14 protein-coding genes are annotated in these 21514 nt (G+C 61.2%); 4 read left to right on the top strand and 10 right to left on the bottom strand.

The features are described 5' to 3' along the window. From NRB16_RS24715 to NRB16_RS24730, 3 genes are all read right to left on the bottom strand, one after another. Window positions 1-146 (bottom strand): helix-turn-helix domain-containing protein (locus tag NRB16_RS24715; RefSeq protein WP_257107198.1); only part of this gene is annotated, 146 nt, incomplete at its 3' end. A 322-nt stretch (window positions 147-468) separates the two neighbouring features. Then, a complete protein-coding gene (locus NRB16_RS24725; protein WP_257107174.1) occupies window positions 469-1644 on the bottom strand; it encodes an HlyD family secretion protein in 1176 nt (391 codons plus the stop codon). Next, on the bottom strand, window positions 1641-3305 hold the full coding sequence (locus NRB16_RS24730; RefSeq protein WP_257107175.1) for an MFS transporter: 1665 nt from the start codon (window positions 3303-3305) through the stop codon (window positions 1641-1643). The genes NRB16_RS24725 and NRB16_RS24730 overlap by 4 nt, the downstream gene beginning before the upstream one ends. Before the next feature lie 209 nt (window positions 3306-3514). Here NRB16_RS24730 and NRB16_RS24735 point away from each other — a divergent pair, with 209 nt between their 5' ends. Continuing rightward, on the top strand, window positions 3515-4609 hold the full coding sequence (locus NRB16_RS24735; RefSeq protein ID WP_253117291.1) for an enoyl-CoA hydratase/isomerase family protein: 1095 nt from the start codon (window positions 3515-3517) through the stop codon (window positions 4607-4609). Window positions 4610-4611: 2 nt separating this feature from the next. Continuing rightward, on the top strand, window positions 4612-5763 hold the full coding sequence (locus NRB16_RS24740; protein ID WP_045489778.1) for an acyl-CoA dehydrogenase family protein: 1152 nt from the start codon (window positions 4612-4614) through the stop codon (window positions 5761-5763). Window positions 5764-5768: 5 nt separating this feature from the next. On the opposite strand, the gene NRB16_RS24745 is transcribed toward NRB16_RS24740, so the two are convergent. From NRB16_RS24745 to NRB16_RS24755, 3 genes are all read right to left on the bottom strand, one after another. Further along, on the bottom strand, window positions 5769-10925 hold the full coding sequence (locus tag NRB16_RS24745; RefSeq protein ID WP_257107176.1) for a M35 family metallopeptidase: 5157 nt from the start codon (window positions 10923-10925) through the stop codon (window positions 5769-5771). Window positions 10926-11286: 361 nt separating this feature from the next. Then, entirely contained in the window at window positions 11287-16431 is a 5145-nt protein-coding gene (locus tag NRB16_RS24750) for a dermonecrotic toxin domain-containing protein (RefSeq protein WP_257107177.1), read from the bottom strand. A 129-nt stretch (window positions 16432-16560) separates the two neighbouring features. Next, on the bottom strand, window positions 16561-17121 hold the full coding sequence (locus NRB16_RS24755) for an NADPH-dependent FMN reductase (protein ID WP_045489771.1): 561 nt from the start codon (window positions 17119-17121) through the stop codon (window positions 16561-16563). Window positions 17122-17318: 197 nt separating this feature from the next. On the opposite strand from NRB16_RS24755, the gene NRB16_RS24760 reads away from it, so the two are divergent. Further along, entirely contained in the window at window positions 17319-17531 is a 213-nt protein-coding gene (locus NRB16_RS24760) for a hypothetical protein (RefSeq protein WP_045489770.1), read from the top strand. Between the two features lie 7 nt (window positions 17532-17538). Here NRB16_RS24760 and NRB16_RS24765 read toward each other — a convergent pair whose 3' ends face one another. The 4 genes from NRB16_RS24765 to NRB16_RS24780 all read right to left on the bottom strand — a co-directional run bounded on the left by NRB16_RS24765 (window position 17539) and on the right by NRB16_RS24780 (window position 20432). Then, a complete protein-coding gene (locus NRB16_RS24765; RefSeq protein ID WP_257107178.1) occupies window positions 17539-18093 on the bottom strand; it encodes a GNAT family N-acetyltransferase in 555 nt (184 codons plus the stop codon). Window positions 18094-18114: 21 nt separating this feature from the next. After that, entirely contained in the window at window positions 18115-18882 is a 768-nt protein-coding gene (dnaQ, locus tag NRB16_RS24770; protein ID WP_045489767.1) for a DNA polymerase III subunit epsilon, read from the bottom strand. Between the two features lie 295 nt (window positions 18883-19177). Next, window positions 19178-19624: a ribonuclease HI gene (gene rnhA / locus NRB16_RS24775; protein ID WP_045489766.1), complete on the bottom strand. Its 447-nt coding sequence runs from the start codon at window positions 19622-19624 to the stop codon at window positions 19178-19180. Window positions 19625-19673: 49 nt separating this feature from the next. After that, a complete protein-coding gene (locus NRB16_RS24780; protein ID WP_045489763.1) occupies window positions 19674-20432 on the bottom strand; it encodes a methyltransferase domain-containing protein in 759 nt (252 codons plus the stop codon). 285 nt (window positions 20433-20717) lie between these two features. Here NRB16_RS24780 and gloB point away from each other — a divergent pair, with 285 nt between their 5' ends. Beyond that, the gene (gloB, locus tag NRB16_RS24785) at window positions 20718-21497 is read left to right on the top strand and encodes a hydroxyacylglutathione hydrolase (protein WP_257107179.1); all 780 of its coding nucleotides are present in this window, start codon (window positions 20718-20720) and stop codon (window positions 21495-21497) included. Window positions 21498-21514: the final 17 nt, after the last annotated feature.

Consider the following 21514-nt stretch of genomic DNA (forward strand, 5'->3'; position numbering starts at 1 on the left):
TTGTTCTCGCCTTGCTCGTGGCGTTCCTTCTGCAACGCCAGCGCCTTGTTGAAGACGAAGCGACAGGAGCCGGCAAAGCGGCGCATTTGCCGCTCCTGCCGGCCGTCTGGCATGAGTTCGTACTTGAAGGCTTGAAGTCGTTGCATGCTGCTCTTGAGCCATGAGCAATGAAGACGCCATTAGGCGCGGACGGCACGGTGTTTTCAAGGTGCATGCCCATGGGGTCTTTGTAACGAAATACCGCCGTAGAAGGGCATCTGTGTCGCCGTATTACGTCGCATCATCCTGTGGCTGTGCATCCATCGAACAGCAGCAGACACCCCACGGCAACCAGTGACGGCTACGCCGTCCGCGCTATCCTTCCCCGCCCTGAACGGCGGGGCTTGTCGCGCGCCCGATGGTCAAACTCCACTTGCTGGCCTGTTTCAGCCTTGCCGGGCCTGCGCGCGCCGACTTTTCGTACAAAACCTAAGGCGTCGTACTGTCGTTCTCAAACGACGTATCAATACTCACCACCACCGACATCCCCGGTCGCAGGCGCTGAGCCAGTGGCTGGTCGGCGTCGACGCTGATGCGCACCGGAATGCGCTGGGCGATCTTGACGAAGTTGCCGGTGGCGTTGTCAGCCGGCAACAGGCTGAACTCGGAACCGGTAGCCGGCGAGATGCGTTCGACCTTGCCGCTGAGTTTCTGATGATCCAGCGCGTCCACCGTGAAGCTGACCGGCTGGCCCAGCCGTACGTGGGCCATCTGGGTTTCCTTCATGTTGGCGACCACCCACAGGGTGTCTGGCACCAGCGCCATGAGCTGCGCGCCAGAGTTGACGTAGGCCCCCAGGCGCACACCGATCTGGCCAAGCTGGCCGTCTCTTGGCGCGGTGATGCGGGTGTTATCCAGGTCGATGCGCGCCAGTTCCAGGGCCGCATTGGCGTTTTCAATCTGGGCCTTGAGAGAGTCGCGGTTGACGATGACCGTTTGCAGGTCTTCTCTGGCGATCTGCAATGCCGCTTTGGCTTCGGCCACGGCCGCCTGGGCCTGGGCATCGGCGGCGCGGGCGACGTCGAGTTCGCTGCGCGACACCGAACCGTCGGTGACCAGCGCGCTGTTGCGTTTGAGATCCGCAGCGCTTTTACGCGCCTGGGCGCTTGAGCTTTGCAACGCAGCTTCGCGCTGGCTGATGGTGGCTTCGGCACTGCGCCGTTGCTGCAGGTTATTGGCCAGTGCAGCCTGCTGCACACTCACTTGCGCCTCGGCCTGCTGCAGCCGCTGGCGGTAGATGCGGTCATCAATGCGCACCAGCAATTGCCCGGCCTTGACGTGCTGAAAGTCCTGAACCAGCACCTCATGCACATAGCCGCTCAGTTGCGGACCGATCAACGTGGTCTGACCCCGCACCTGAGCATTCTCGGTGCTCTGGATCGGGCTGGTGAACGGTGGCAATTGCCAGGCATACAACACCACCAGAATGCCGGCCAGGGCCACCAGGCCAAACAGCGTTGAAGATATCAGCCGCGCGCGGGTCGAACGCGGCTTGCTGGTCGCCGGCGAGGTCAGCGGCGCTGGCGGCGCAGCGCTGGCCGGCGAGGATGAAGCGCCTGAAGATGCGCCTGACGGGGTCGGGTCGTTGCGAGTGGTGTCGTTCATGAAGCCTGCGCACTACTGGTGGAAACGGGCGCCGCCGACAGCGGCGCAATAGGTTTGGTGGTCATCTTCAGCCACAGCACGCGCACGCTGATCCACAGCATGGTCAGCACGGCGATCAAGGCAATCAGCATGAATACGTCGTTATAGGCCAGCACATTGGCCTCACGGGTCGCGGTGCTGGCCAGCGCACGCATGCCTTGGGCTGTACGGGCAGCCGGGTCGGCGATCACCCCGCCATAGGCGGCCGCCCCGCCTTGCAGGCGCCCCTGCCCCCCCGGATCGAACAAGGAGAGGGGGTACATTAGCTGGCTGGAGTGAAATTTGTCGCGGAGCACCTGAAAAGTGCCCAACGCCGCCGAGCCGATCAGCCCACCGATGTTTTGGGTGATGCCGAACAGCACCGAGAAGCTGACCATGTTGCGCGGGTTGGCCAATACCCCACTGATGCCCATCACCAGCGTCGGGCCAAGAAAAAAGGTGCCACCAAAGGCCAGCAGGAACTGGCTGAAGTACATATTTTCCGGGCGGGTCTGGGAGGTGGAGCTGCTGTCCATCCAGGCGCCCACCGCCATCATCATCAGCGAAATCAGCAGCGGTTTGATCAGGTGCGCCGGGTTGATAGTCAGGGCGCTGACCAGCAATCCGGCGACGCTGCCCAGCAGCATCACCAGGTACAGCGTGTGCAATTGCTCGCTTCCAAGGTTCAGGGTCTGAAAGAATCCCACCGCCCCCACCGACTGCTCGGACAGCACGATCCGAAACAGTACCACCGCCAGCCCCAGCCGCAGGATTGCGCCGCTGCCCAGCCAGCGGGTAATCAACAGAGGGTTGCAGCGGTTGTGCTCGATGGCCAGGCCCGCGCAGATCAAGGCGATCGACGCCGCCGACGCAATGCCGATCCACGGCGCCTCCAGCCACCACTCGATACGCCCCAGCGACAGCACCGCACAGAGCAGCGCAAAACCACTGGCGAGCAGACCAAAGGTCAGGAAGTCGAGTTTTTCAAAAGCCTTGAAACGATCCCCCGGTGGCAGCTTGAGGATCAGCACACACCCCAGCGACAGCAGGGTCAGGCCCAGTTCGAACAGGTACAGGCCGCGCCACTCGGCAATCTGTAGCAGGTCTTCCGACACCAGTCGGGCAATCGGTGTAGCCAGTTGCGCGGTGCCCAGGCCCAGCACCAACGCCTTGAGCCGCCACTTTTGCGGGAAGGCCTGAATCATGTAGTACAGGCCCAGGGTGCTGAGTGCTGCGCCGACCATGCCGTGGGCCGCGCGTACCGCGATGGCCGAATCGATGTCGTTGACGAACAGGTGCGCCAGGGTCACCAGCGCATAGAGCACCAGAAACAGTTCGGTAAAGGCCCGAAGCCCGTATTGTTGACGGAACTTGACCAGCAGCAGGTTCATCGAAACATTGGTCATCACATAGGCTGCCGGCAACCAGGCGATGTCCTGTGAGGTGGCGCCCAGCGCACCTTGCAGGTAAGGCAGGTTGGCGACGACCAGCGCATTGCCCAGGCCGCCGGTCAATGCCACGATCACCCCGACCAGCGCGAAGGCCCAGCGCTTGTGGGTGGGATGTAACGGCGTGGACGGCGAACCCGGCATGCTCGGGCGCTCGTGGGGCTGCCACTGGCGAGGGGCGAACGTATCTTTCATGAGGCAGCTTTCAAGAGGCAGTCCTTCCAGAATACCTTGTGACATTCACAACACATCGATTGCTCATGGCGGGCAAAAAATACTTGCCAGTGCCGGCAGTGAAGCGCAGCCGGGCATAAACCGCCAGAGTCGAACACCGACCGGCTATGCTCAGAGCTGAAACCTCAATGGCCAGGCCCAAAGCCCACAACAACTACAAGGAGTTCACCATGAGTTCATCGGCTTCATCCTCGGGCCAACCCCAGCACAGCAGCGACAAAGCCATCCTTGCCGGGGTGCGCAACCACATCGGCCACCTGGTGCTCAATCGCCCGACCGGTCTGAACGCGCTGGACCTGGAGATGGTGCGCAGCCTGCAAGCGCAGCTCGACGCCTGGGCCGAGGATGACACGGTGTATGCCGTGGTACTGCGCGGTGCCGGTGACAAGGCGTTCTGCGCCGGTGGCGATATCCGCGCCTTGTATCATAGCCACCAGAGCGGCCAGGATCAGCATCAGCGTTTTTTTGAAGAAGAGTACCGGCTGGACCTGAGTATTCACACCTATCACAAACCGATTCTGGCGCTGATGGACGGGCTGGTGCTGGGCGGCGGGCTGGGCCTGGTGCAAAGCGCCGACCTGCGAGTGGTCACCGAGCGCAGCTCGCTGGGCATGCCGGAGGTGGCCATCGGTTACTTTCCCGATGTCGGCGCCAGCTACTTCCTGCCGCGTTTGCCCGGCGAAGTGGGCCTGTACCTGGGGATCACCGGCACCCGCATCGGCGCCGCTGACGCACTGTATTGCGGGCTGGCCGACTGGCACATGCCCAGCCAGTCGCTGGCGCGCCTTGACCACATGCTCGACCACCTGAAATGGCACATCAACCCGCTCAAGGACCTGCAAGGCGTGATGGCCCGGCTGGGCAGCCAGCGCCTGCCAGACCCGCCATTGCAGGCGCTGCGCCCGGCCATCGATCATTTTTTCGGTTTGCCAGACATCCCCAGCATGCTTGAACAACTGCAGCAGGTCTCGGTGGCTGACAGCCGGGAATGGGCGCTGGACACCGTCGCGGCGATGCACAGCCGCTCGCCGCTGGCCATGGCCGTGACCCTTGAACTGTTGCGCCGCGGTCGCCAGTTGTCATTGCCCGAGTGCTTCGAGCTGGAACTGAGCCTGGACCGCCAATGGTTCGAGCACGGCGACCTGATCGAGGGGGTGCGCGCCTTGATGATCGACAAAGACCAAAAGCCCAACTGGAAACACGCCACCGTCCAGGCCGTCAGGCAAGAAGATGTGCAACGTTTCTTCACCCCACTGGAGAGCTGATCATGCACGACATCGAACTGAGCGAAGAACAGGTGATGATCCGCGACATGGCACGCGAGTTCGCCCGCAACGAAATTGCCCCGCATGCCAAAGCCTGGGAACAGGCTGGCTGGATCGACGACGCCCTGGTCACGCGCATGGGCGAGCTGGGATTACTGGGCATGATCGTCCCCGAGCAATACGGCGGTTGCTACCTTGACTACGTCGCCTATGCCCTGGCAGTGGAGGAAATCTCCGCCGCCGACGCCGCCACCGGGACGCTGATGAGCGTGCACAGCTCAGTGGGTTGCGGGCCGATCCTCAAGTACGGCAACGCTGAACAGCAAGCCGCCTGGCTGGAGAAACTGGCGACCGGCAAGGCGATTGGCTGCTTCTGCCTGACCGAACCGCAGGCGGGCTCAGAGGCGCACAATCTGCGCACCCGCGCCGAACGACAAGGTGACAGCTGGGTGCTCAATGGTGCCAAGCAGTTCGTCAGTAACGGCCAGCGTGCACAACTGGCAATCGTGTTTGCCGTGACCGACCCGCAGCTGGGCAAAAAGGGCCTGTCGGCGTTTCTGGTCCCTACCGACACCCCAGGGTTCAGGGTCGAACGCCGCGAGCACAAGATGGGGATCAAGGCCTCCGACACCTGCGCCATCAGCCTGAGCGATTGCCGGATTCCGGCCGCCAACCTGCTGGGTGAGCGCGGCAAGGGCCTGGCCATTGCGTTGTCGAACCTGGAAGGCGGGCGCATCGGCATCGCCGCCCAGGCATTGGGCATCGCGCGCGCCGCCTTTGAAGCTGCGCTGGTTTATGCCCGTGAACGGGTGCAGTTCGGCCAGCCGATCATCGAACATCAAAGCATCGCCAACCTGCTGGCCGACATGCACACCCGTATCAATGCCAGTCGCCTGCTGGTGCTGCATGCCGCCCGCCTGCGCAGCGCCGGCCTGCCCTGCCTGTCCGAAGCCTCCCAGGCCAAGCTGTTCGCCTCGGAGATGGCCGAGCAGGTGTGCTCCAGCGCCGTGCAGATTCATGGCGGCTATGGGTATCTTGAGGACTACCCGGTAGAGCGCTATTACCGCGATGCACGCATCACCCAGATCTACGAAGGCAGCAGCGAAATCCAGCGCCTGCTGATCGCCCGCGAGTTGCGCCATTACCTGTTGTAAGCGCTCTACGGCACCAGCTTCTCCCTGCCCAGCAACGACACCAGCAAAGCCACCGAGTCGGCATTGCCGAGCATGATGTCGCTGCGCACCCGCGCATCGGCGTAGAACGCATCACGGGCCTTTTCCATGGTCCGGGTGTTGGCGCTTCGCAGAATCTTGCTAACCGCGTTTTTTTCACTGACCTCGTACCAGATATCGGTAGTGTCGTCTCGGTCGCGGAACAGTTCGTGGCGCGGGGTGCGGTAGGACAAACCGCGCTGCCGGACGATCAGGTCGCTCTTGAGCGAAGCCCGATAGGCTGAATGATCTTCGAGCATGTCGATGAACGGCATGTGTGCATCGAGGTAGGCGATGTCCTCGGTTGCGCTGTACAGGTGCGACAGCTCATGCAGCAGAACAATCGCCCGCGAATGGATGCCCGCATTGAAACGACTACGGCTCAGTACGTGGGGTTTGAGCCGGCATACCGGGTCACGAAAGAAACGGTCGGTCAGGTAGATGTGTTTCTGTGGTTCGTTGGGAAAAGTGAACGCGGTGCTGTCGTCCATACTTGAACGCCGCACCCCGACCACATAGCGCGCAGAGTTGTAGGGCGACAGGCTGCCATCCATCAGGACACTGTAGAGCTGCTTGACGATCGTGCTCACCGCGCTGTGCAGGCGCTCATCAGGAACACTGATATCAAAAAAATCCTTGAGGATGGCATTCACCCTTGGATGAGGCTGCCCGTCGGGCATCCGCTGCAGCAGATTGTCCAGGCTGTTTTCCAGGTACTCGCGTGCCTGGGCATGGGCCAGGGCGATGTCGTCGGCACGCGTGCGGTACTTGTGGCGTATCTCGGTCATTCCGCGCGCTTCGACGATCAGCACGTCGTCGACCTCGGCGTTGATCAAACCGGTCTTGACCCGGGTCAGGATGCCGCCCCCGCCCCTGAGCCCCAGTTGCAGGTTCAGTTCCCATTGCTGCTGACGCAGGACAACCCTGGGACCCTGGACGTTATCGCCGACAATAAACCAGCCGTATTCATCCTTGTCGATGCGGTACACCGCACCCGCAATCGTGGCATAGGTACGGCCGGCCGTATCTTTGTAGGTGTTGAACAGCGGATCGTGGGTCAGGGTGGCCAACGCCACGTCATTGGCCTGAAAAAGGCGCAGCCGTGACCAAAGGTCCGGGGTCAGGCTGTTTTTACCCCAGCCGAACTGTGAAAGGTCCGGCAGTCGTGGGGCCTGGCGGTCGACAGCGAGCCGTTCGGGTTCGAGCAGTTCTTCCTGGCGGGAGCGCCGCACAGTAATCAGTACACCTACGGCGGCCAGCAGTTCCGCAGCGGCCTTGCCCCATTGCATCTGAACGACATCCATCGCCGACGCATGCAACAGATCATGGCTTTGCCACAGCCCCACTAACGCCCCCAAACGTCCCGGCAACAGGGCCAGCGCCTGTTCGGCGCCCAACCCCCAGAGAAACCTGGAGGCCATGCGCTGATCTTCGGCATTGGTCACACTCAGTTGCTCGAACCACCAACGCAACACTTGCCCGGTGCTGTCGAACAACGCCTGCAGCGCGTTGCCCTGCACCGGCGAGAGCACCAGGCCGACCGGCGCCGGGGTTTCCCAAGGCACGTCCAGGTCGGACTCGGTGCTGAATGGCAGGTGGGGCTCCACAAAGCCGCCATTGTCATACAAGCGCCGCGCCGGGGCAGGCAGGCGACTCAGGATGAACTTCTGCAAGTTTTGGTCAGTGTGGATATCACTGAGCAGCGCGGCTTCGCTGGCGTATTCCTCGACGACAAAATCAGCGTTGAACAACGTGTACAACAGCCACGGGCCTGGCTGCGGCGCCAACGGGGCGATGATGAACGCGCCCAGCACCGTATCGGCAGCCAGGCCGGGAGCGGCGCGCAGTTGCAAGGGGCTGATGATGATATCCCGGCCCAGCACCTGCAGGCGCCCGAGGCCGTCAGGCATGATCATTACCCCCTCGACAAAACAGAACGCCTCATCGCTCAGCTCACCACGCACGCGCATCGCGTAAGTCCTGAGCAGCTCCAGCGCCGGCACCTGCAAGGCGTAGTACCTGAGTCGCATCGCATAGTCCGGGCTGTCGTGGCTGAGTGTCTGCCTGAGCAGCGTCCGGTAGCCGGCGGCGATGTCCAGTTCGCGAATCAAGGCGCTCAGATACTCTGCGCTGATCGGCTTGCCCGGCCATGCCGCCTCGCCCGTCGACACCGAAAGGATGCCATCCTGGCTGGCGCCGAAGCGCCCGATGGCATACTCGCTCAAGCTCGTTTGCACGCGACTGCTGGCCGCAGGTATTGCTTGCGGGATCTGACCAATCGCGACGGGAGCCGATATGTAGCGCGTCAGGGTCACCATGATCCGGTCAGGGTCGACCTCAGCCCCTGGAAAATCAGCCTGCAAACGCGCCAGCAGTCGGTCGCGGGCATAGTGGCCAGGTTCTGGGATATCAACGAGAAAATCCTTGCCGGAATTGCAGGCGATGTACCAGTTCTTGATCAATGCCGAGAGGCTGAACAACTGCGCAATCGAGGCTTCCTTCATCCAGGCAGGCAGCAAGGCATCGGTAAGCATCAGTTCCATGGTCAGGCCCAGATGATCGAGCAGCGGACGATTGCCATCGTCATCTTCGCTTTCTCTGAGCACATGGCGCAGCAGGTCGGCAGACAGTTTGCGCGGCAAGGCCTGTTGGCAGGCCCGGACAACCTTCTGGCAATGGCGCTCGATCTCGGTCTGTTGCAAGGCATGGAACACATGCCCGTCCAGACGCTGCAAGCTAACCTTCAGATGTAGAGGATGCTGCAGGCTGTCCAGATGCCCCTGCAGACGTTGCCGGTCGGTTTCGTTCAGCAGGGCCATCCAGGCCTGCCGCGCCGCCGGCCAGTCGAAACGGCGGGCCAGGTTTTGCTCCAGTGCTTGCAATGAAGCATGGCTGCTGAGCCCGTCGCTCAGCGACCAGAGCACATAACGCCCGGGCGCCGCCGTACTGCTGAGAACCAGCACGCTGCCCAGCGCCAGCGCTGGCTGAGCCGGATCAAAAATCAACTGCACACGGTGCGCATCGACCTGATCGGTTCCCAGTGCCTGACGTAGCGCAGCGGTGGGCCGGTCAAGCACCTGCTGGAACATGTCCAGGCTCTGCACATCGAGCTCCTGCCGGCGGCGCTCCATGGAGACCTGCAGGCGCAAGGCGCAATCGCGAATCAGACCGTTGAGCAACCGAGGACGTAATTGAGTGTCGAGCCAGCGCACCGGCCGCAGGAAAAAGCTGCGCAAGTGCCAGTCGTAACGCCGCACGAAATCGTCCGTAACCCGGTTGAGGATCGCTTCGAGCAAGTCGACCGGCAGGCGGCCACTTACCGCCTCGGGCAGCACGTTACTGCCTGCTGCCAAAGGCCCGCCGGGATGTCCACTGAACCGCGCCAAGGCCAGGGAAATGAGGTGGATGTTGGCAGAGCCCGCACTGTGCACCCACAGATCGCGAGCATCCATATGCTGCTCGCCGAAAACGCTCAGGTAACGGTTGAGTGACAGGCGCATGCAGCCCACTACATGCTCGTAAAGCTGGCACTGGCGGTCGACGAACCCGTCCAGCGAACTCAATTGTCCGTACCAGGAGCCCGACAGCGAATACATGGGGGCGTCCAGTTGCGCCGCGCCAAACTCGGCAACGGTCTGGCGGGCCGCCCAGCGCTGCTCGAAGCTGTCCTGCTCGACCGTCCAGCGCCAGGCGTCGTGCAGGCCAAGCAGGCGCCGATCAAGCAGATGGCGGATATCCAGCGCATCGTCCACACGCACTGCGGCACGCTGATGGTGAACCGCTGCCAGCCCGAGCACATGCTGCAGGTTGCGTTTCTGCAGGGCGATGATCGAGTCGAGCATGCGCACAAACAGCGGTTGTTCGATCAGGTCCAGACGCACCCGCTGTACCTTGTGTGCCTGTAAGCCAGCGTGCTCATTCAGTGAGGTGCAGCGGATCAACTCAGGCAGTGTCTGGGCGCTGGAAAAATGCTGCTCCAGCCCCTGGCGGCTCGCGAAGCGGCGCAGCCCATATGCAGCCGAGAACAAGTACAAGCCCGGCATCTGCTGGTGTGCGAACTCCATTGCAAACACACCAGCCAGCTTGGGCGAGCCCTGCCCCTCAAGCTCCAGCGACAGTTGCCAGGCGCGGCACAGGCCCTCATCAAGGGGCAAGGCGGGATGCTCCAGGATTCGCACCAGATAGCGCAGTTCTGTCTCAGTCAAGCGCTGCTCGTGAACGGACTTGAGGATTTCATGGCTGAACGCTTCGGCCAGACCGCGAGCAGCGAACTCACGCACCGTGACACCCTCGTCGCGCCGCGATAACCAGTACTGGTCCAGCAAGCGCTCGAAGTGTCCGGCCAATCCATTGCCTGCCTCGGCCAGCGTCGTAACCCAGGGCTGCGCTTGAGTTTCGGACAATAGCTCGCCGCTGGCGCTCATGAAACGACGCCGGGTGTCCTTATCAGGATTGGCGGTCTGGGTGCCTTGGTCCTGGTAAGCCGCATCGGCAAGACTCATGGTGCCGAACACTTGCGTGCCGTCTGCGCTGACCACCTGCAACAGGTGTGAGAAAACCTCAATGCCAGCGCCCGGCAGTTGCCGGTCAACGGCTTCCTGCAAGTGCTTGCCGATGGCCGTGTGCAACGATGGCAGTTCATCGAGCTGCTGGCTGAGCGCCTGCAACTGGCCGGCCTGCTGATCGACGATCGCCAGCATGCGTTGCTCGAAAAACTTGCCCTCGACCCGTTCGCCCTCCAGCACCACCGACATGCCTGTCCCCACCGGCAGACGCAAGATCAGCTCGGCATTGAGCGCGTCACGATCGGCAAAAGACTCGATACCGCGCAGCAGGGTACTGAGCAACAGCGGTGCGGCGACCAGTGAAGGGTCGCTGATGACCCAGGCACCCGCCAGTTCGGCACCCATGGGCAATTGCGTGTCGGTAAGCAGGTGGTCGACCCTTGGTAATGGCTGGTCGCTGTGCGGGTTGTCGATCAGGCGTTGCAGCCATTGCTGTTGCCCGGGGCTGATGCGTGCCGCACTCAGCGCTGCGCGCACATCCTCGGCGAAGCGCTGACTAAGCGCGTGGTGGTAAAACCAGGGTGTTGCTGATTGAGTCATGGCAAGGCTCCTTGTGCATGACCTGCCCTGCTGCATGGCAATACAGGGCAGGAAGGTGAAACAGGAGCCTATCGATGCATACCATCCAGGCTGCGCTACATAACGCTAGGGGTTGTCGACGTTTCAGCGCAGGCCGCGTTGCAGCGCCAAATCGTGTCAGGCGAGGCGAAGGACGCAGGAAATGGTCGCTCCCTTTTCAAGTCCTTCAACGACGCATGGCACGATTTGGGGCGCAACCCGCAGGGCCGTGGCTGTTTTGTCACACACACTTCAACAGACTGAAGCCTATGCAGGCCGACAAAACAGACCTCGGCGCGGTTGTGATGAAACGTCAACAGCCCCTAGTGATTACTGTGCCGGTTCAGGTAAATCGCTCGCGGCCCAACTGCGCCACCAGCAACGCCAAAGAATCTGCATTACCGAGAATGACCCGCCGACGAGCGTGCACATCGGTCAGAAATGCTCTGCGCGCCTGCGTCAGGTCTGGCTGGCCAACGAGCTTGAGAATGGTCGCAAAGACCGAGCCGTCGCTGGGTTGGAAGTCTCGCCAACCATTGCTGTCCCAGGTTCGGAACAAATTCGCCAAAGGCGTTCGATGCGACAGCGAAGCCTCACGTAACAATTGCAAATCCTGCTTGTAATCGGCCGAGAGCGGCAGGCTGTCATCAAGCAGGTCAACGGGCGGCGCGACGGCATCCATATACGCAATGTCCTGGGTTCGGCAAACCAGATGAGACAGTTCGTGCAACAGGGTAACGGCGCGAAAATGGTCGTCGGGATTGAACGCGCGAATACCGCTTGCCGACTTGAGAATATAAACCGGTGGGGTAAAGAACATATCGCTCAGGTACAGGCGTTGCAGCGGGTCGGACGTGATCACGAAAGCCGCCAGATTTTCATACCCAGGCTTGACCGTGCCGGTGACGAAACGCACTGAGTCCAGCGGCGACAGTGAAGGCTCCGACAACGCGACGAACAACTGACCGATACGGTGCCTCAGCGCGTCGATCAGCACCGTGCCCGGTGTGGTTACGCCAAAAAAGTCGTTCAGCAGGGTCTGTACCGGTAATGGCAAGCCCTCGGCGAAGGGCGCATTGAGGTTGAACAGGGCATTTTCCAGATAACCCAGCCCACGCTGGCGAGCCAGGCTGATAAACCGCGCCTGGTCACGAGACAGGGCACGGATCTGATCCATACCCCGGGCCTGCACGTTGATGATCTGCGCGACCCGGTTCTGCATCTGCTGCTCGCTGCTGACCAGCAGAGATGGAGCACCACCGCGCAAACCCAGTTCCAGACTCAGCTCCCAATGCTGGCTTGAATTCAGGCGCAGCTTCGGCCCGTTGCCATCAGGCCCCTTGATTCGCCACACGCCGTCCTGCTGGTGAACTTCATACACCTTGCCAGCGACGGCCGCATAGCGAAGCCGGGTGCCAGGGTCCTGATACAGGTTGTACAACGCGTCGTAATTCAGATCGGCCAATTCGATGTCATGCACTTCGAGCTGAGCCAGCCTTACCCTGATGTCGTTGCCCAACGATGAGTGCCGCCAGGAAAACTCTGGCAAGCGCACATGTGGGCTGGCACGGGAAACCTCGACCTGCTCACGCCGGGCCGTGACCAGCATGCCCAGTGCCGCGGAAAACTCGGACAACGCCTTGCCCCAGCGTTGCTCGGCCACCGCGCCTGCCGATTCGCGCAGCAGGTTCTGGCTCTGCCAGGCACCTACCAACAGCCCCAGCCTGCCCGGCAGGAACAATAGAATCTGCTCGCCGCTCAGGGTCATGACGTGCACAAAGGACGCCCAGTCGGCCTGGGCACTGGTCACGGCCTGCTTGTGGCTGAGATCCTGGAGCAATTGCAGGGTAGCCTTGAACAGATAGCGCAACGCATTGCCTTCAACTGTTGCGCTACCGATGCTTACTTTGCCCGGTGTCCCCAGCGGCGGCTCCAGATATCCGCCAATACCCCAGGGAATGACGTGCGCCTCGGTCAGCCCGCCATTGTCATAGCGGGTCCGCGCGGCCGGCTTGAGACGCTCAAGCACCAGGGTCTGCAAAGGGCCGGCAGTGCGCAGTTGACTCAATAACTGGTCCTGATCGCGAAACTCCTTGAAGGTGAATTTATCGTTGAACAGGGTATGCAGCACCACCGGCCCCTGGCGGGAGTCGAGCGGGCCGATCAGCCAGATGCCCTCCACCTGATCAGGCGCCATGTCTGCACGCGGCACCAGCGTCAATGGGCGCAATACGACCGTCTGCCGGTGCAGCGGCTGACGGGCCTTGCCATCAGGCATATCGATAACGCTGGCGATGAAGTCGAAGGCTTGCTGGCTGAGCTCGCCTTGCAACTTGAGTTCCAGGGCCGGCAACAGTAGGCGCGCCGGTATCTGGTGCATGAACTTCAGGCGCCTTGCGGCATAATCTGCCCGACCGGGATCGAAGTGAGTGCTCAGCAATGCCTGATAACGCTTGCCGATATCCAGCCGATGCACCAATGACGTTACATAATCCGCCGTAAGCCCCATAGGCAGGGTGCCCCCACTCGCCATGCTCACACTGAGACTGGCGTCCTGGATTCTGGCGAAGTGGTTGAGAGAAAAACTCACCAGGCTCTCGCTGTCGACGATCGTGGCCGCCGGTATGGCTGACGGGATGCTGCCTGGCGGTACCGGTGCAGCAACATAGCGGGTCATGGTTACATGGATATCATGCGGGTCGAGCACCTGCGCAGGAAAGTCGCGGCTCAAGGCCGCCAGCAACTGTTCAAGGGCGAAAGGGCGCAGCATGGGGATATCGGCGAGAAAATCGTCGGCGGGATTGCCATTGCCGTAGAAGGCTTCGAGCAAATGGACATAAAGCTCAAGATCGGCGTCCGCGGCCTTGTGCAGCCAATCGGGCAGTACGGCTGCGAACAGCAGATTCTGGATACGCACCGCCACCGTGTCGAGCCAGGCCCGTTGTCGATCGTTAGCCAGAACCAGATCAATGTGCCGCCGACAGGTGTCAGCCGAAAAGCGGCTTTGCCTGACCTGCTCGACGGCCGTGGCGAGAGCCCGCTGCTGACACTGCTGTTCAGCCGCTTGCAACCGTTCAATGAAATGCCCATAGACTTCGACCAGGCCCGGATGAGCCTCCTTTCCCGCCGCCAGGGACTGGTCGAGCCAGGTTTGGTCAGTTGCGTCGAACAGCTCCAGCCATCGGGCCCGCCAATCGGGCAGTGCCAGGCGCCGCTTGAGCCAGACCTGCAAGCTCGCCAGCGAGGGCATTGCCTGCAAACCCGACAACCGCGACCAGAACAATAGCCCTTGATCGGGGTGTGCACTGCACTGCATGACCCAGGCATCACTCAAGCCCAGCGAAATCCGTCGGCCTTCAACCTGCAGGTACACGGCATGGACCTCGGCCAGTTCATTGCCATAGACCATGCGCAAGTCACGGCCGGGACGATCCAGCACCTGCTGGAGCATGTCGAGCGCCGCCTGGGGAAATTGCCCAAGCCGCCGCGCCACCTGCAGTTCCAGGCGCAGCAGGTTGTAATGCAGCGCGCACATCATCTGGCCAGGCACTGACTGCGCATAATCCTGACGCAACGGGTGATCGAAAAACGCCGAGACCGAACCTGCGGACAACGCCAGCAGTTGAACACCGGCCTGGTCAAGCACATGCTCGAGCAATCGCGCAGTAAAGGTGGTTAGCACCTCTGGTGTCTGGCCTTGGCCGAGGACTTCACAATTGTCCGCAAGTGGCGCGTTGCGCAGGCCGGTCAGACGCTCCAGCAACAGGTCGGTCAAGGCCAGTGGCCGGGCCGTGCTGTCAGGTTGGGGATCGTCCTGGTCATTGCCTGGGACGAGCAAATACGCCCCTGTCCCAAGGACCCGAACCTGCTGCGCGTCAAGTGCCTTGGCGCCGCCCACAACCGCCAGCCAAGGATTCAAGGCCTGCCTGGCAAGCGCCTCCAGCCGTGGACGCAACGTACCCAGTTCCTTTAGCAAGGTATCGTGCAGCGTCACTTGCTCCATCCACGAAGGGGTCGGGCGGTACGGCCAGGCAACCGGCCCGGGCGGGTTGCTCCAGGTGTCGAGGAATCTTGCGGGTATGGCCTGCCAGCGTTCGCCCGGTTCGATGCCGCTCAGCCGTGGATCAATGAGAGTCCGCACGTCGAGGGCATCGTCAACCATGGCGAGCAGCTCATCGGCATCGTCACTGTGGCGCTTGAGCACCTCGTTCAGGTTGCGCTTCTGCAGGCCAATGATTGAGTCGATACAGTCGAGGAACAACGGCCGGGCCAGGTCGTGGCTGTGCAGTTGCAGGCCGGTGCTTGCGGTGAACAGGCGCTGGTCGTCCAGCGACAGATAATCGCGCAGTTCGCTGCGCCCGGCAGAGCTGTTGGCCAGTTGCATCAAGGCTTGCCAGTCGCCGACAAGGCGCAGGCCCTTGCCCGGCGAATAAAGCGCGTAGCCGCCCTCCAAATGAACAAGATAAAGACTGACCAGCTTGAACGGCCCCTGCTGGGCGGCGCTCAACGAAAGCCGCTTGACCGCCACCGCGGGCTCTGTCCCGAGCGGCTGCACACCCAATCTGAGCAACACCTGCGTATCTGTTGGCGATAACGCTTGCAGCGCCAATGCCTGATGGGTAAAGCCGTCAGCCAGTAGTTGAGCTACACGCTCGCGGCGACTCACTCGCTGTTCATCGGCAATCGCCCAGTAGTCGGCAAGCAACGCTTCATAATCACCGGTCAACTCATTGAGCTGCCACTTGAACTGTGCATCCCCAAGTGAACCCAGTTCCTCACCATGCCGGTCCAGAAAGCGCAACTGCTGGTTGTCCGGCAATGCCTCGCCAGTCAGAAGGCCAAGTACCGCCTGCTCAGGGGGCAGTACCCGAACGATGGTCTGAGCATCAGCTCCAGACTTGCCAGGGTCGGTCTCGACAATCTGCACCGTGAGCGCTTGAGGGTCGATCGCTGTTGCGGGCCAGATCGCTTGCAGTCTGGGCTTGAGCATCCGGCCGATGGCCTGCTGTAGCGACGGCAGCTTTTGCAGCGTAGCCAACAGCCCGTTCAAGGCCTGCACCTGGTGATCGACGATCAACAGCATGCGCTGCTCAAACAGCGAGCCTTCAAGAACCTGATACTCGAACTCCGGATTGAGCCCGCTGCGAATCGCGAAGCGTTGCCTCAACCAGCTCGCCAGCTGACTGCGCTCGGTGAAACACTCAAGCCCGTGCGCCAGGCTGTCCAGGTACAGGGTCTCTCCCGTCGCATGACGACGCACGATCAGAATCGCCGAGGCCAGTGCCAACGGTACCGGCGAGCCGTCCTCCAGAATCAGGCAGTGCAAAACCGGCGGATCATCGCTGAGCAGAGGCTGCTCGATATCGGAAAATCGCTGCAGCCAGTGTGCTTGATCGGCATCGATACGCTGTGCAGCTTGTGCAACCTGCACATGCTGCATGAACCGCTGACGTAGCGGCTCAGGGTGAAAATAAGGTGTGGGCGACATGGCAAATTTCCTTTTGCACAAGGCATCACCGGACACAACAGGTGCCGGTAATGCATCAAATGGAAAAGGAGCGTAACCAGAGTATGACGAGGGACTGCCATACATATGGCAATCCCTGCACTGACTGACTCAGAATTTGCGGGTTTTCTCGACCCAGGCGGCGAAGGTCTCGATGAAGGTTTTCAGGAAGGCCGTGGTGCGCTCGTTGAGCTCGCCATTTTCATCAAAGCTGGCACCGATGTTACCCAGGTAGGATTCTGGCTGCTGCAAGGTGGCAACGTCGAGGAACACCAGTGACTGACGCAGGTGATGGTTGGCACCAAAGCCGCCAATGGCACCCGGCGAGGCACTGATCACCGCGCCTGGCTTGCCGCTCATCTTGCTCTGGCCGTAAGGGCGCGAACCGACGTCGATGGCATTTTTCAGGGCACCGGGCACCGAGCGGTTGTACTCCGGGGTCACGAACAGCAGGCCATCGGCAGCGGCCAGCTCATCGCGAAAACGGGTGTAGGCTGCTGGCGGGCTGGCACCGTCGATATCTTCGTTATACAGCGGCAGATCACCGATCTCGACGATCTTCAACTCCAGGCTCGGCGGTGCCAGCCCGGCCAGGGCCAGGGCAATCTTGCGGTTGATCGACTCTTTTCTCAGGCTGCCGACCAGTACGGCAATGCGATGGACCTGACTCATAAAAAACTCCGGCGCTGGGTTCAAGGAAACTTGAGTTATAGACCAGCGCCCGCGCTGAATGTATGAAGCCTGTGCTTTTTTCTTTAAGCCTTGCTGCACCTTGATGCTCGGGCAGAGAGCGAACCAGTCGCCGATTTGATGGTCTACAGCCGCGATTGACAGGCAATTATGCGGTTATTTTCAGAGGTTCAAGGCAAATGGCTTCAGTTCTGGTCGGGCAGTTTCAAGCAAGAGATGCCGAGGGTCGCGTCTATCCGGTGCATGAATTTCAGGAGGCGCAGATTGATGGGGTCGGTGGCGCAACTGTGGTGACCACGTATCGGTTGGCGATTGGCGACCGGGTCAATCACCTGGGCGGCGACGAGTTCGAACTGGTACAAAATGGCGTGAAGATGACCCGCATCCCTTGAGGGCGTCTTAGCCTGCGGGAAAGATCAGGTACCAGAAAATCGCCACTTCGCGGGTCTGCGGATCAATTGCGCGATAACTCAGATGGTCGACTCCACCCACCACAAAACCGAATTTCTCATACAACCGGCAGGCGTCCAGATTGTTGTTCTGGGTTTCAAGCATGATGCCTGCCAGGTTGTGCTTCTCGCTCCAGCCTCTGGCACTTTCCAGCAGCGAGCGGGCCACGCCATTGCGGCGGGCAGGCGCGTCCACCGCCAGTTCATCTATATAGGCAAAGCCATTCCAGTGTGGCCGGATCGTCAGATGGCCGACCGGCTGATCATCCAGCCAGGCCACCAGCACAGTGGCGTTGGTCGATTCGCGCCGCTGGCTGAACTCTTCTGAGTCAATCCCGTAGTTTTTTTCAAACGGCTTGACCTGCTCAAGCGGCCAGTCAGCCACCGGCTCACCGAGCCGAACCGTGGCGAAACTGCGCACCATGAAGGTGAACACACCGTTGAGCAGGTAGTCCTCGAACTGCTCGTCGGCGGGACGAATCGCCAGGGCCGGATGGATTTTCATACGGGTCGGCTCAAAGGCTGGTCAGTTGGCCGACTGCCCGGCTTCCTGCATCTGCACCCACAGCGCCGGAGCGCCGGCGGCCTTGGCGATGATTGCCATGCGCGCCTCGTGAGCCGCCAGTTCATCGGCGCTGGCACGCAAGATGCGCCCGGCAGGCCGGTCGGCTGGCAGACGACGAATTTCACTTGGGCGATCCGAGCCTCCTTCACCGCCATCGGCGCCCTGCCCCGACAACGACAGCGTGGTCTGCCCGCCAGTCATGGCCAGGTAGACGTCGGCCAGAATTTCCGAGTCGAGCAATGCGCCGTGCAGGTCACGGCCAGAGTTGTCTACGTCATAGCGTTTGCACAGTGCATCAAGACTGTTGCGCTGGCCGGGGTGGCGCTCACGGGCCATGGCCAGGGTATCGAGCACCGTGCAGTAACGGCTGACGTCGGCTCGATCCTGCTGCCCCAGCAAGGCGAATTCGTTATTGATGAAGCCAACGTCGAACGTCGCGTTGTGAATGATCAGCTGTGCGCCGCGAATGAACTCGTAGAACTCGTCGGCGACCTCGGCAAACCGCGGCTTGCCGACCAGGAATTGGTCGGTGATACCGTGCACGCCAATTGCCCCCTCATCGCTTTCGCGGTCAGGTTGCAGGTAGACGTGAAAGTGCCGGCCGGTCAGGCGCCGGCCAATCAACTCGACACAACCGATCTCGATGATCCGGTGACCTTCAGTCACCGGCATGCCGGTGGTTTCGGTATCGAGCACGATCGAACGATTATCAAGGTTTTGCGATGACATATTCTGTTGCCTCTTGTGCAGGCCCGAATATTAGCATGGGTTCAGACAGTGCGCGGTTGGCAGCACTGCCCCGGCAGCACTTCAAGGGTACCTCTAAAAACGTAGGCGAGGCAGTCAGCGCTAGGCGAAATCAGGCGAAAAACGGTCGGAGTCGCGCTCGACTGTACGGGTTGTACATGAGCATTTTGATTGGGCGGCACTCCGTCGGACTCGCGCACGAGCCTGATTTCAACAACGCGATGGCGCGCGTAACGCCGCAGGCGCCCAGCCAGCAGGTAGTTTTTAGAGGTGCCCGTCAGGCCTTGCCGCGCACCTCATCCACGCCACGATTGGCGAGCTGGTCGGCACGCTCGTTGCCGGGGTGGCCGATGTGGCCGCGCACCCATTTCCACTCCACCTGATGACGGCTGACCTGCTCATCGAGTTGCTGCCAGAGGTCGGCATTTTTCACAGGCTCTTTGGCTGCCGTCTTCCAGCCGCGTTTTTTCCAGTTGACCATCCACTCGGTGATGCCTTTCATCACATACTGCGAGTCGGTGACCAAGGTCACTTCGCAGGGGCGCTTGAGCGCTTCGAGGCCGCGAATCGCGCCAGTCAGTTCCATGCGGTTGTTGGTGGTGTTGGCTTCGCCACCCCAGAGTTCCTTTTCCTGGCCCTTGTAAACCAGCAGCGCGCCCCAGCCCCCAGGGCCAGGGTTGCCCTTGCAGGCGCCGTCGGTAAAAAGTTCTATGCGTTCACTCATGGCTGTATTCCGAATTCAAAAAACCTGGGCATCGGCAGCCAGTAACCGCTCAAGGCTCACAACCGTCACGGTTGACCTTGGCCAGCGGCAACGGAATCAGCTTGCCCATGGGCTCGCGGCGTGGCTGGCGCAATGGCCGCAGGCCGACCACCAGCTTGCGCGCCACCAGCAGGTAAAAGCCGCCACCCAATGCCTGACCGCTGGTGCTCCAGCGCTCCATGCCTTGCAAGCGCGTCTGCCACTTGGCCGATGCAAACGGCGGACGATAACACCCGAAGCGGCGCTTCTCCAGCGCAAAGCCCAGCAGGTTGAGCCAGTCGGCCACCCTTGTCGGCGCAATACAGCGCGCTTTGCGCAAGGCGTCGCGGGCAAACACCCGGCGCATGCCCCAACTGCTCCAGGGGTTGATACCAACGATCAGCAAATGTCCGCCGGGACGCACACTGCTGGCCGCCTCACGCAACAAGCCATGGGGAGACAGGCAGAAATCCAGGCCATGTTGCAGCACCACCACATCAGCCGCGTGCTCGCATAACGGCCAGGCCTGCTCTTCGCAGACGATTTCCATCCCCGGCAAGGGCGCACCGAGACGCACGGTGCGCTGGATTTGCACGGCCTGCGGCGGCGTCTGTTGCGCCGGCCCGTAATGCACCAGATAACCGCCGAAAAACCGCGCCAGTTCTTCTTCCAGAGCACGCCGCTCTTCTTCAATCAGCATGCGCCCCAACGGTCCGTCCAGCCACTCACGGGCCACACAGGTCAGCTCCAGCCATTGCGGATCGGCCTGGGCGAAGGATTGATCGATCATGGGATATGTTCCTCCGGGACTCGCAGCGCCAGCTGGACGCTTTGAGCGATACAGGGCAGGCATGGCTTGTGGCCGCTTGCTCGACGGGCATCAATACGTGTGTCTAAGGGTGGCCTACAAAATGGCTGCACTCGGCAATATTGCGTTGAAATCAGCCTCAAGATGCTCATGTACGTTATGTACGCTGCGCTTTTTCGCCTGACCTCGCCTTGTCTTGCCTTCATTCGCCTATTTTGTAAACAGCCCCTAAGATGCACTATTGTTTCCCGCCAAGCGAATTGCGCCATGATACAGATCCACGCCCTGCCCGCTTTCAGTGACAACTACATCTGGTTGTTACAAGACCTTTCGACCCGACGCTGTGCAGTGGTCGATCCGGGTGACGCCGCACCGGTGCTTGGCTGGCTAAAGGCCAACCCTGACTACCAACTGAGTGACATCCTGATCACTCATCATCATAACGATCATGTCGGCGGCGTGGCGGCGATCAAGGCGATCACTGATGCACGGGTCTATGGGCCGGCCGGCGAGACGATTCCGGCGCGCGATGTCGCGCTGCACGACAACGACCGTATCGAGGTACTGGGGTTGGCGCTGCAGGTCATTCTGGTCCCAGGTCACACCGCCGGGCATATCGCCTTCTATCATGAAGGCCCTGAAAAGCCCCTGCTGTTCAGCGGCGACACCCTGTTTGCCGCCGGTTGTGGCCGGTTGTTCGAGGGCACCCCCGAGCAGATGTACACCTCGCTGAGCCGGCTGGCCGCCCTGCCCGACCACACGGCCATCTACTGCGCCCATGAATATACCCTGAGTAACCTGCGCTTCGCCCACGCCGTGGAACCGGACAACGCTGACATCACCCAGCGTCTGGCGCAGGTCAGCCAATGGCGGAGCATGGACCGCATCAGCCTGCCGTCACAACTGGGTCTGGAGCGCCTGACCAACCCATTTATCCGGGTCCATGTAACATCCGTTAAAGAAAAAGCGGACGAGTGGAACGGCCGTGACAATGCCTCGCCCAGTGAGGTATTTGCCAGCCTGCGCGACTGGAAAAACAAGTTCTGACACACCCGCTCATCTAC

This window comes from Pseudomonas sp. LJDD11 (assembly GCF_024584215.1).
In the GTDB taxonomy this organism is placed as follows: domain Bacteria; phylum Pseudomonadota; class Gammaproteobacteria; order Pseudomonadales; family Pseudomonadaceae; genus Aquipseudomonas.

Coding starts and splice junctions, on each gene's coding strand:
- NRB16_RS24750 (WP_257107177.1), bottom strand. CDS start 16,431: ATGTCGCCCACACCTTATTTTCACCCTGAGCCGCTACGTCAGCGGTTC.
- NRB16_RS24745 (WP_257107176.1), bottom strand. CDS start 10,925: ATGACTCAATCAGCAACACCCTGGTTTTACCACCACGCGCTTAGTCAG.
- NRB16_RS24760 (WP_045489770.1), top strand. CDS start 17,319: ATGGCTTCAGTTCTGGTCGGGCAGTTTCAAGCAAGAGATGCCGAGGGT.
- NRB16_RS24765 (WP_257107178.1), bottom strand. CDS start 18,093: ATGAAAATCCATCCGGCCCTGGCGATTCGTCCCGCCGACGAGCAGTTC.
- NRB16_RS24740 (WP_045489778.1), top strand. CDS start 4,612: ATGCACGACATCGAACTGAGCGAAGAACAGGTGATGATCCGCGACATG.
- NRB16_RS24755 (WP_045489771.1), bottom strand. CDS start 17,121: ATGAGTCAGGTCCATCGCATTGCCGTACTGGTCGGCAGCCTGAGAAAA.
- NRB16_RS24725 (WP_257107174.1), bottom strand. CDS start 1,644: ATGAACGACACCACTCGCAACGACCCGACCCCGTCAGGCGCATCTTCA.
- rnhA (WP_045489766.1), bottom strand. CDS start 19,624: ATGAGTGAACGCATAGAACTTTTTACCGACGGCGCCTGCAAGGGCAAC.
- NRB16_RS24730 (WP_257107175.1), bottom strand. CDS start 3,305: ATGAAAGATACGTTCGCCCCTCGCCAGTGGCAGCCCCACGAGCGCCCG.
- NRB16_RS24735 (WP_253117291.1), top strand. CDS start 3,515: ATGAGTTCATCGGCTTCATCCTCGGGCCAACCCCAGCACAGCAGCGAC.
- NRB16_RS24780 (WP_045489763.1), bottom strand. CDS start 20,432: ATGATCGATCAATCCTTCGCCCAGGCCGATCCGCAATGGCTGGAGCTG.
- dnaQ (WP_045489767.1), bottom strand. CDS start 18,882: ATGTCATCGCAAAACCTTGATAATCGTTCGATCGTGCTCGATACCGAA.
- gloB (WP_257107179.1), top strand. CDS start 20,718: ATGATACAGATCCACGCCCTGCCCGCTTTCAGTGACAACTACATCTGG.